The sequence below is a fragment of the Ruegeria sp. YTSC003 genome (genome assembly GCF_059609785.1).
Genome location: NZ_JBXWMK010000001.1, coordinates 391,203 through 402,254, shown reverse-complemented (window position 1 = coordinate 402,254; position 11,052 = coordinate 391,203). Strand labels below are relative to the sequence as shown.

At 57.3% G+C, this 11,052-nt stretch carries 11 protein-coding genes; 4 read left to right on the top strand and 7 right to left on the bottom strand.

The annotated features are described in order from the left end of the window. The first annotated feature begins 2 nt into the window (after positions 1–2). Positions 3–491 carry an Lrp/AsnC family transcriptional regulator gene (locus AC2FFH_RS01995; RefSeq protein ID WP_496843613.1) on the top strand — a complete coding sequence of 163 codons (489 nt, stop codon included), beginning with the start codon at positions 3–5 and terminating at the stop codon, positions 489–491. Between the two features lie 30 nt (positions 492–521). Continuing rightward, positions 522–1,088, top strand: a complete 567-nt coding sequence (locus AC2FFH_RS01990; protein WP_496843612.1) for a tetratricopeptide repeat protein — start codon at positions 522–524, stop codon at positions 1,086–1,088. A 50-nt stretch (positions 1,089–1,138) separates the two neighbouring features. Here AC2FFH_RS01990 and AC2FFH_RS01985 read toward each other — a convergent pair whose 3' ends face one another. The 7 genes from AC2FFH_RS01985 to AC2FFH_RS01955 all read right to left on the bottom strand — a co-directional run bounded on the left by AC2FFH_RS01985 (position 1,139) and on the right by AC2FFH_RS01955 (position 9,269). Further along, a complete protein-coding gene (locus tag AC2FFH_RS01985; RefSeq protein WP_496843611.1) occupies positions 1,139–3,028 on the bottom strand; it encodes a PhoX family protein in 1,890 nt (629 codons plus the stop codon). A gap of 214 nt (positions 3,029–3,242) precedes the next feature. Next, the gene (locus tag AC2FFH_RS01980; RefSeq protein WP_058275591.1) at positions 3,243–4,238 is read right to left on the bottom strand and encodes an ABC transporter ATP-binding protein; all 996 of its coding nucleotides are present in this window, start codon (positions 4,236–4,238) and stop codon (positions 3,243–3,245) included. Further along, positions 4,235–5,269, bottom strand: coding sequence for a Gfo/Idh/MocA family protein (locus AC2FFH_RS01975; protein WP_496843610.1), 1,035 nt, complete (start codon positions 5,267–5,269; stop codon positions 4,235–4,237). Before AC2FFH_RS01975 ends, AC2FFH_RS01980 begins: the two co-directional genes overlap by 4 nt. Continuing rightward, positions 5,266–6,105 (bottom strand): carbohydrate ABC transporter permease, encoded by an 840-nt coding sequence (locus AC2FFH_RS01970; RefSeq protein WP_058275926.1) that lies wholly within the window; start codon positions 6,103–6,105, stop codon positions 5,266–5,268. The genes AC2FFH_RS01975 and AC2FFH_RS01970 overlap by 4 nt, the downstream gene beginning before the upstream one ends. 10 nt (positions 6,106–6,115) lie before the next feature. Continuing rightward, complete coding sequence (locus tag AC2FFH_RS01965) at positions 6,116–7,030, bottom strand: carbohydrate ABC transporter permease (protein WP_496768996.1); 915 nt, start codon at positions 7,028–7,030, stop codon at positions 6,116–6,118. A gap of 72 nt (positions 7,031–7,102) precedes the next feature. Next, a complete protein-coding gene (locus AC2FFH_RS01960; protein ID WP_496843609.1) occupies positions 7,103–8,356 on the bottom strand; it encodes an ABC transporter substrate-binding protein in 1,254 nt (417 codons plus the stop codon). A gap of 25 nt (positions 8,357–8,381) precedes the next feature. Beyond that, on the bottom strand, positions 8,382–9,269 hold the full coding sequence (locus AC2FFH_RS01955) for an N-acetylmuramic acid 6-phosphate etherase (RefSeq protein ID WP_496733988.1): 888 nt from the start codon (positions 9,267–9,269) through the stop codon (positions 8,382–8,384). Positions 9,270–9,437: 168 nt separating this feature from the next. Between AC2FFH_RS01955 and AC2FFH_RS01950 the strand changes: the two genes are divergently transcribed. Both AC2FFH_RS01950 and AC2FFH_RS01945 read left to right on the top strand, forming a co-directional pair. Further along, a complete protein-coding gene (locus AC2FFH_RS01950; protein WP_496724130.1) occupies positions 9,438–10,313 on the top strand; it encodes a glucosamine kinase nucleotide-binding domain-containing protein in 876 nt (291 codons plus the stop codon). Beyond that, positions 10,300–11,049 carry a GntR family transcriptional regulator gene (locus AC2FFH_RS01945; protein ID WP_496843608.1) on the top strand — a complete coding sequence of 250 codons (750 nt, stop codon included), beginning with the start codon at positions 10,300–10,302 and terminating at the stop codon, positions 11,047–11,049. The genes AC2FFH_RS01950 and AC2FFH_RS01945 overlap by 14 nt, the downstream gene beginning before the upstream one ends. The last annotated feature ends 3 nt before the right edge of the window (positions 11,050–11,052 follow it).

Below are 11,052 nucleotides of genomic sequence, written 5' to 3'. Positions count from 1 at the left end.
CGATGCAAAAAGACTTTCCGGGGCTGGATAGGTTCGACAGATCAATTCTGGCGATTCTGGCCGAGGACGGCCGGATCCCCATCGCCGATCTCGCGCGGCGTATCGGGCTTTCGAAATCCCCAACTCAAGCACGTGTGAAGAGACTTGAGGCTGATGGCATCATTACCGGGTACCGTGCCTTGCTGGACCCCATTCGCCTTGGTTTGGACCACGTAGCCTTTGTCGAAGTCCGATTGACTGACACGCGCGAGAGAGCTTTAGCCGATTTCAACGCGGCCGTTCGTAAAGTGCCTGAGATCGAACAAGCCCATATGATTGCGTCGAATTTTGACTATCTTCTGAAAATTCGCACCGGATCTATGTCGGAATACCGCGCGGTTTTGGCCGAAAAGATCTCATCATTGCCGCATGTCGCCAGCACCTCAACCTTTGTTGCGATGGAGGCTGTGAAAGAGACCGGGATGTCTGGGGCCTTGGATGCGAAGGGTTGACGAACACGTTGCACGCGTCACCATTGGCGCATGAAACGCTTTGCTTACGCCTCAATTTTCTATGCTGCGACCGTTTTTGCGGCCAATGCTCAGGACTGCCCTGTCGCGCCAGACCATTCCGCGGATGTATCGGCGGTTCTGGAACAGATACAGAGCGCTGAAACCGAACAGTCCGCTCGTGCACTGTCCGGTCAGTTATGGGAGTTCTGGACCGATGCCCCGGACGAAAGCGCGCAGGCTGTTCTGGATCGTGGCATGACACGCCGAAATGCGTGGGACCTGCTGGGCGCGATTGAAGACTTTGACAAGTTGGTTGCGTATTGCCCGTCCTACGCCGAAGGGTACAACCAACGCGCATTCGCCCACTACCTGCGTCAGGATTTTCAATCCGCGCTGCCCGACTTGGACAGGGCAATCGAGTTGTCACCCAACCATGTTGCCGCGATCAGTGGCCGTGCGTTGACTTTGTTGGGGCTTCAACGCGTTGATGAAGCCCGCGAGGCGTTGTCTCAGGCATTGGAACTGAACCCTTGGCTATCGGAACGTCATCTCATGGCTCCGGCAGGACCGCTGGCCCTGCCGGGTGAGGATATCTGAAAAAAACGCCCCCGAGCCGCAGGGTCGGGGGCGTTTTGATTATTAAGATTTTAGCCGACCAGACCGTTATCGGTGCGCTTGATCGCGATAACCGACGACCGTGGCGTGCCGCCGTCCGGCCAGTTGCTACCGGGGTGCTGAATGCCAACGAACATGGTGCGCAGATCGCTGGACCAGGCCAGACCGGTGACCTCACAGCCGTTCGGGCCGGTCATGAAACGCGCGATCTCGCCGGTGATCGGGTCCCCAACCAGCATCTGGTTGTTGCCGTTGCCTGCGAAGTCTCCTTCATTGTCGTCATTGCCGTCCGTCTGGATCCAGATCAACCCGGTCGAGTCTATCACCATGCCATCGGGCGAGTTGAACAGGTTCCCTTCATTCACGTTTGCCGAACCGGCGCGATCGTCCGAGTGAACCGTCGGATTGCCCGCCATGACGTACAGGTCCCAATCGAACCCTTCGGCGGCGTGGTCGTCATTTGCGGGGCGCCAGCGCACGATCTGACCGTACTTGTTGGCCTCGCGCGGGTTGGGGGCGTTGACCGAGGTGTCATCTCCACCGGCGTTAGCCTTCACGCCGCGGTTCTTGTTGTTGGTCAGACAGCAATACGCTTCTACCGCAACAGGGCTGGATGCGACCCATTCAGGGCGGTCCATGGTCGTGCCGCCGGCCTTGGACGCGGCCATACGGGTAAAGACTGCGATATCGGCTTCGTCCATCCCGGTGGTTTCCGGTGTCAGAGCCAGCCATTCGCCCTTCATGTCGTCGTTGAACTTGGCGACGTAGAGCGTGCCGACGTTCAGCAGGCCCTCGGTTTCACCTCCCGGTTGGTAGGTGCCGTTCGACACAAACTTGTACAGGTACTCGCCCCGCTCATCGTCGCCCATGTAGACAACAACACGACCATCTGCGGCCAGAGTGACCTCGGCATTCTCGTGCTTGAAACGGCCCAGACCGGTGTGCTTGACCGGCGTGCTGTCCGGGTTGGTTGGGTCGATTTCAACGATCCAGCCCGCACGGTGCGGCTCGTTCGGGTTTTTTGATGTATCGAAACGCGGATCGAACAGTTCGTACCCGTTCCAGCTTTCGGCCTTGATGCCATAGCGTTTGAAGCCGTCCGTGACCGTCTGGTCGTAGCTGGCGTTTTCATCGCTGGACCCAAAGTAGCCGTTAAAGTTTTCTTCGCAGGTCAGGTAGGTACCCCACGGAGTTTTACCCGCACCACAGTTGTTCATCGTACCTAGCGACGTAGTTCCGGTCGGATCAGCTTCAGTTTTCAGCAGGTCGTGACCAGCGGCGGGGCCTACGATCTTCATTGGCGTATTGTGGTGGATACGGCGGTTGAATGGGCTGTCTTTGACAACTGACCAGCCATCGGGGCTTTCGGTGATTTCCATTACGGTCACGCCCTGAATGTTCTGCAGTTTCAAAACGTCCTCGGCGCTGGCCGGAACACCTTCCTGAGCGGCGGGCATGTTGATCTTGCGGTTCGGATATTCGTGGTTGATCGCGATCAGCTCGTGACCCTGGAACGAGAAGGTCTCCATCCCGTCGGTGTTTTCGCCGAAGATGCGATCCGATTTCTCAATCGGGCCACCATCGGTGATGTCATAGCCGTCGGCATCGGAAAACAGCGGGTCGCCCCAGCGGGTCATAACCTTCCACTCATAGCCTTCCGGCACGTGAACGGTGCCGTCAGTCTGGGCAGCGATCGGCGTGAAGGCAAAGCGCGAGGCCGTAACAGCGTGTGCGGCAGTTGAGCCCAGCAGGCCCGTGCCCATTGCGGCGGCACCCGAGCCAAAGGCCACTACGCCAGCCAGAAACCCACGGCGCGAGATGGCGTTTTCGACGACGTGATCAAAATCGTTTTCCTCGGGGCGGGGGAAATGCAGCTCGTCCCAATCGTCGGCGGACAGGGTGGTGGTATCAACGTCTTTCATGAATGGCTCCTGGCTGTCTTAGAGTAGTCGATGAAAGGCATGTAGGGCGACTTTGTGACATGTTCTTAACAACATTATTAATGACTTCATTTGGCCCTCAAGAAAAAGCAATCGGCTGGCGAAAGCATACCAAAGCTTTCTGCCAGCCGCGCTTGTTATCTTGGTAAAATGTTGTTGTGACGATCAGGTTGTGTGATCCCAACAGTATGCCGGTTTAAGCCAGCCGCTGCCCTGCTTCATCAAAGCGATAAGCTTTCTCGGATGCATATCCGAATCGCAATTCTTGACCTTCTGCGATGGCATGTTGGCCAAACAAACGGGCTGTGACGTCGTGGTCCTGAACTTTGGCTATCACATTGGTGTCCCCGCCCAACTTTTCCACATGGCTGACACGCGCGGCAAGCGGGCCGTCATCTGACAGGAACAGGTCCTCGGGGCGAATTCCGATCGTGTTCTGACCGCTTTCTTGAACTAACGCTTCAGGCAGGAAGTTCATGGAAGGTGAGCCCAGGAACCCGGCGACGAATTGATTTGCGGGGTTGTTGTACAGTTCCATCGGGCTACCGATCTGCTCGACCCGACCATCGCGCAAAACAACGATCTTGTCGGCCAACGTCATGGCTTCGGTCTGGTCATGGGTGACGTAGATCATCGATGCATCCAAAGCACGGTGCAGATTGGCGATCTCGATCCGAGTGTTCATTCGCAGGGCGGCGTCCAGATTGGACAGCGGCTCATCAAACAGGAACAGTTTAGGTTCACGCACAATGGCGCGCCCGATGGCGACGCGCTGGCGCTGGCCACCTGACAGCTCGGACGGGTAACGGTCCAAATAGGGTTCAAGGTTCAGCATCCGGCTGGCTTTGGCGACACGGCCTTCGATTTCCGATTTGGGCTGCTTTTCCTGCTTCAGCGCAAGGGTCATATTGCCCCGAACGCTGAGGTGAGGGTAGAGCGCATAGCTTTGGAAAACCATCGCGATCCCACGCTTGGATGGTGGCACCAGATTGACTTGCTGCCCGCCAATGTTGATCTCACCTGACGATGCATCCTCTAGCCCTGCAATCACGCGCAGCAAGGTGGACTTGCCACAGCCCGACGGTCCGACAAAGACGACGAATTCGCCTTCTTCGACCTCCAGGGTGATGTCTTTCAGGACATGCACGTTGCCAAAGGACTTGTTCACATTGTTCAGCGTCAGGGCGGTCATGATGCGGGCTCCTCAAGGGAAACGGGCTGGCCGGTTCGGATACTTTGATCCGCAGCCAGACAAATGGCGAGCGATTGGACGGCGTCATTCATATGACGGGTCAGGTCGATATCTTCGGCGATGGCGCGCAGCATATAAGCCTGCTCAGCATCACAAAGGTCTTGATGGCCGGGTTCGTCCGGCATCTCGATCGTGTGGTCGCCTTGCGGTGTATGGACCAGCAAGCCGCCGACTTTGGTATGGCCGTCGATGTCGGCAGACGCACCCTTGTTTCCGTCGGTGATCGAGACCGACCCGTTGGGCGACACGATATCTTTCACAAAGAACGCGGTTTCCGACATCATCGGGCCCCATCCAGCCTCGTACCAGCCGACCGAACCGTCGTCGAAGACCACCTGAAACTGGCCGTAATTGTACATGTCCGGTGCAATTTCATCCGACAGGCGCAGGCCCATACCATGCACCCGGACGGGCAGCGCGTCGGTGATCTGGCACATCACGTCGACATAGTGCACGCCGCAATCGACAATGGGCGAAGTGGTCTGCATCAATGCCTTATGCGTTTCCCATTCCGCGCCCGACGACTGCTGGTTCAGGTTCAACCGGAACACATAGGGCCCGCCAAGATTGCGCGCCTCATCGATCAGCCGCATCCAAGAGGGGTGATGGCGCAGGATATATCCAACCACCAACTTACGATTCAGCCGGGTTGCTGTTTCGATCACACGCCGGGCGTCGGCGACATTAGTGGCCAGCGGTTTTTCAACAAACACATGTGCGCCAGCCTCCATAGCCGCGCAGGCGAAATCCGCGTGGCTATCAGAGTAGGTGGCGACCACGACCAGATCGGGTTTCGTTTCAGCCAGCGCGGTGTCGAAATCGGAATAGGCCGGATAATCGGTGAGATGTGGGTGATCCACACGGCCAGACCGGTTCACCAAACCAACGATCTGCGCGTCGGGGCGGTGATGGTGCGCCAGCGCGTGGCTCAAACCCATATTGCCGAGACCTGCAACCAGAACGCGGGTCATTTGACTGCTCCGGATGTGATGCCGCGGATCAGCTGTCGCGAGAAGATTACGTACAGGACAAGCACCGGCAGAATAGCCATCGACAGGGCCGACAGAACTGCGTTCCAATCGGTCACGAACTGGCCGATGAACACTTGGCTTCCCAGCGTCAGGGTCTTGGTTTCTTCGGCTGGGGCCAGGATCAACGGGAACCAAAGGTCGTTCCAGATCGGGATCATGTTGAACACGGCCACGGTCGCCATCGCGGGCCGGACCAGAGGCAGAACAAGGCGGAAGAATATCGTGTATTCGGACAAACCGTCGATGCGCCCGGCATTCTTCAGGTCATCGCTGACTTGTCGCATGAATTCGGACAGGATGAATACGGCCAGTGGTAACCCTTGAGCCGTATATACTAGGATCAGCGCCCAGAGCGAGTTTACCAGCCCGGTCGCCACCATCATCTCAAGGATTGCCACGGTGCCGATGCGGATTGGGATCATGATCCCCAGCGCCAGATACAGCCCCATGATCAGGTTGCCCTTGAACTGGTATTCCGACAACGCATAGGCGGCCATCGCGCCGAACAACAAGATAAAGGACAGAGATGCCACGGTGACAATCATCGAGTTCTGGAAATAGAGGAAGAAATCCCCCTGCTTCATCACCGTCTCATAGCCGATCATCGAGAAGCTGTCCGCATTGGGCAGGGCCAGTGGTTCACGAAAGATCGCGCGGCGGGATTTGAAGCTGTTAATCAGAATCACAAAGACCGGAAACAGCGCGATCAGTGTGTACAGGATCAGCGCGCCGTGCATCGCGACCATGTTGAGGGGGTTATGACGTGCTTTGTTCATCGCGTGGCCCTCACAATTGATACCGGCGCATCCGGGTCTGGATGCCGAACAGGTAGATACAGACACCCACAAGGATGATGGCGAACATCGCCCCGGCGATAGCCGAACCCATATGCGGGTCACCCAGTTGCAGCTGGAAGCCAAAGAATGTGCGGTACATGAAGGTACCAAGAATATCGGTCGAGAAATCCGGCCCCGCCAGCGCGCCTTGTGACGCGTAGATCAGATCGAAAGCGTTGAAATTCCCCACGAAGGTCAAGATCGAGATGATCCCGATCGAGGGCAGGATCAGCGGCAGTTTGATCTTCCAGAAGGCCGCAGTTCCGGTGATCCCGTCGATCTCTCCAGCCTCAAGGATTTCTTCCGGAATGGTCAACAAGGCGGCGTAGATCAACATCATCGGGATGCCGACAAACTGCCAGACCGAAATCAGCGCCAGTGTGGTCAGTGCATATTCCTCTTTTCCCAGCCACGGGGCGAACAGCGACTTGAGCCCGACGGCATCCAGCATAGACGGCGCAATGCCCCAGATCGGCGAGAGGATCAGCTTCCAGGCAAACCCGACAATCACAAAGCTCAGGATGGTGGGAATGAAGATCGCCGACCGATACAAGGCCGCAAACCGCAGGCGCGGGTGGCTGAGCAGGGCGGCCAGAGCAATCCCAATTGGGTTTTGAACCAGCATGTGGATCAGGAAGAACCAGAAGTTGTTGCCTAACGCATTCCAAAACTGTTCCGACCAGATCGGATCAAAGAACAGGGTTTGAAAGTTCTGCAATCCAACGAAGACGCGGCTCTGATCGACTTCGGAGTAAAGCGCCAGTCGCAATGTGTTGAACAGCGGGAAGATCATGACTGCCGTGTAGACAAGAACGGCCGGTGCAAGAAACACAAGGATATGCCAGCGGAAGCGGGGGCGGTTCATGGGACTGCTTTCAATGGGGTGTCGGGGATACCCGGGCGATCACCGCCGCCCGGGTATGTGTCAGATCAGCGCTTACTGGTGCGGAGCGTACCAGGAGGACAGGCCTTTTTGCAGGTCTGCGCCCAATTCCTCAGGGCTGTTTGCGCCTTTGATTGCAGCAACCGACGCGCCCCAGGTCTCGTTCTCTAAGTTCGGCGTGCCGCGCGACAGGATCTGGTATGTCGAACGGATGGTCGATTCACACTCATCACGCCAACCGACGAACTCCTTGGCCAGCGGGTCCTGCAGTTCGACTGGTGTGTTGGACAGCGGGAAGAAGCCCGGAACGGCGTTGCCAAAGATTTCGGCAAACTCGGGGCTTGCGACCCACGCTAGAAATGTTTCGGCCGCTTCGGGATGTTCGGTGGCGGCGTTCATGCCGATGCCGATATCTGTGTGGTCAGAGATATAGCAGGTGTCGCCTGCGCTTTGGACTGGCGGCTTGAATGCGCCCATTTCAAAGTCGGCTTGTGTGTTGAAGCCAGCGATTTCCCACGATCCGGCAGGGTAGATAGCGGCCCGCCCCAGAGTGAAGATGTTCTGGCTGTCGGGATAGGTCTGCGCCTCGTACCCGTCACCAAGATACTGTCCCCAACGTGCCAACGTTGCGTAGGGGGCGGTCCAGGCTTCGTCCGTCAGTTTCTGTTCGCCAGCGATCAGAGCCTGGCGACCTTCTTCACCTTTCCAATAGTTCGGGCCGATGTTGTTGTAGCCCATTGTGGCGGCTTCCCACTGATCGTTGGTGCCCATCGCCATTGGGATGTAAGTGCCGTCTTCCTTGATCTTGTCGAGGGCAGCAAAGAACTGGTCTTCGGTGGTCGGCACTTCAATGCCAAGCTCGGCAAATGCATCTTTGTTGTAGATGAAGCCGTGGATCACCGACGCCATCGGAACGCAGAAACTGGCCGAGCCGTCATCCGTCTGCCATGCCGATTTTGCCACGTCCGAGAAGTTGCTCATAGCGTCGACCGAGGACAGATCGGTCAGGTGCCCGGCCTCATAAAGTGCCAGCGACGCATCAAACGGACGGCACGTGATAAGATCACCGGCCGAACCTGCATCCAGTTTCGAGTTCAGCACAGCGTTGTATTCCGCCGGAGCTGACGGGGTGAACTGCAGTTTGATCCCAGGGTGTTTGGCTTCGAAGGCCGGGATGATCTGCTTCTGCCACAAGGTCAGGTCGTCATTGCGCCAGCTTTCGATGATCAGCGTGACGTCCTCGGCATAGGCGCTTGAAGCCATCAGGGTCGTGCCCAGTAAGGCCAGTTTCAGGCTATTGCGTTTCATTCGTGTTCTCCCAGTTGGTTAGCAGTTATTTATCTTGTTCCAGTGCGGATTTCAGAACCCCGTTGCTTGCGTTAAGAACAGCAGAGGCATCCTTGGGTGATATGCCACGTGCAGCGATTAGCACCGCCGGCTTCACGTCTCCGTTCGCGGCGTCCAGCGCGAGTTTTGCTTTTTCCGTATCAACATTGGCGATCCGCGCGACGATCCCCGTCGCCCGCGCGCGCAACTTGTCGTTGTCGGCGCGCAGGTTGACCATCATGCCGCCGTGAACATGGCCAAGTTGCAGTGCCATAAGTGACGACAGCATGTTCAGAGCGATTTTTTGAGCTGTTCCGGCACCCATACGCGTCGAACCCGAGATCAATTCCGGCGGCGTCGCCAAAAGAATTGGGATATCTGCGCTTTCCAGCAAAGGGCTGTCTGCGTTATTGGCAATTCCGATAACGGTTGCGCCAAATGACTGTGCGATATTGCTGGCGGTCAGGGTGTATGGCGTCGATCCGCTTGCGGACACTGCGATGATTGTATCCGTCGGTTGCAATGTCGAAAGCGCGTCTGCTAATCCGTCGGCTTCGTCTTCTGCGCCTCCGGGCATTTCGACACCGGTCGGCAGGCCGCCTGCCATATGTATACGGAGCTGGTTCGCGGGGATTGAAAAGGTGCCGCCCAGCTCTTGCGCGTCGGCAGCAGCCATCAACCCAGATGAGCCAGCCGCCACATAGTGTAAAACGCCGCCCGCGCGGATGGTCTGCGCCATGGCGTTGCCGCCCCGCGCGATCGCGTCCAATGCGCCCCGTGCCGAGGTCGCGGCTTCAATCTGACCCTCAACCAGCGCCCGAGCAGAAGCGACAGGGTCTTGTGGGTCCAGCTTGATGGCGTCTGGATGCAGTTGTTCGGTCGGCGGCAGCGTCAAAAGAATCCCCCTTTGCGGTTCCCAATACAATACCTATTCAATACCACTTGTCCATAAATTTATTTTTTCAGCGGAAATCAACGTATTCTGTATTAAACAAAGAAAAGCTGCAGAAATCGGCCTATTTTGGCCTTCCTAAATTCAAATAGGTATTATAATGGTATTGTCATGACTGAGTCTCTGAGCAACGCTGTACTGGCCATAGATGGTGGCGGAACCCGATGCAGGGTTGCATGTGAAGTCGCTGGTATTGTCCATTCTGTTGAGACCGGGGCTGCCAATGTCTCGACAGATTTCGATGCGTCCGTCCAGCAGATGAAATCGGGGATTACGCAGATTGCGCAAACGCTTGCTGTAGATGTTCAGGACCTGACCCAGTTGCCCGCCTTTGTCGGATTGGCTGGCGTCACAGATGACCATATTGCCAGTCGCGTGCAGAGCGCGCTGGGCCTAACGCGGGCGCGCGTTTCAGATGACCGACCCGCCGCGCTTCGCGGTGCGCTTGGGTCTCAGGATGGACTGATCGCGCATTGTGGTACGGGGTCGTTTGTTGCTTCGCAGAAGGATCGGGTGATGCGGTTTGCAGGGGGCTGGGGGCCGATATTGGGGGATGAAGCGTCCGCGCAATGGGTTGGTCGTTTTGCATTGGCAGAAGCATTGAATTCCGTGGATGGCGTTCAGGCCTCTAGCGATCTGACACAGCAGTTGCTGAACGAACTTCGCGGTGCCGCCGGAATAGTCGAGTTTGCCGGACGGGCGACGCCGACAGAGTTCGGCGCGTTGGCCCCGATGGTTACCACTGCAGCAGTGTCCGGAGACGAGGTCGCCAAAAAAATTATGCAGGCCGGTGCTACTTACATTGCCGATTTGGCGGCACGTCTCGGATGGCAGCCAGAAGTCGCGATCTGCCTGACCGGCGGCATCTCTCCGCATTATGCGGACTATCTGCCTGCTGCCTTGCAGTCAGAGATACGCCCTCCATCGGGCGAGCCGTTGACCGGGGCGTTGGCTTTGGCGAAGGAGGTCTCGCATGAGTATTGCTGAATTCCTGCGCTCTGATCTTTGGCTGACCCCTGAAAATGGCCCCCGCTACGTGCAATTGCGGCGCAGGTTGCAAGAGGGGATCGATACGGGCGTCCTTGCGCCGAACTCATCGCTGCCATCGGAGCGGGAACTGGTTGAAATCACAGAACTATCCCGCGTGACCGTGCGCAAGGCGATTCAGGAGCTGGTGCAGGAAGGTGTGATCGAGCAGCGCCAAGGGTCTGGGTCCTTCATTCGGGAACGTGTTCAAAGGGTTGAACAATCGCTGAAACACCTGACCTCGTTCACCGAAGATATGTCGAGCCGAGGAATGGAGACGACCTCAAAGTGGTTGGAGCGCGGAGTATTTGCGCCAACCCCGGAAGAGGTCACTGCGCTGAATCTGTCAGAGGGTGAGCAGATATCTCGTATTTACCGCTTGCGCGAGGCGGACGGGCGTCCGTTGGCGCTGGAACGTGCTGCGCTGCCGTTGGATATCCTGCCGAACCCAATCGAAGTCACCACGTCTCTGTACGAAGTTCTTGAAGGTCTGGGGCGCCGCCCGGTGCGCGCGGTGCAAAAGATATCAGCTCTCAATCTTGGTGCGCGAGAGGCAGACCTGCTGGAGGTGCCCGAAGGTGCGGCGGGGCTGAACATCGAGCGTATCTCATTTTTGAAAAACGGGCGGGTCGCAGAGATGACGCGGTCGCTCTATCGCGGCGACGCTTATGACTTTGTCGCTGAATTGCGCCTATAGCCG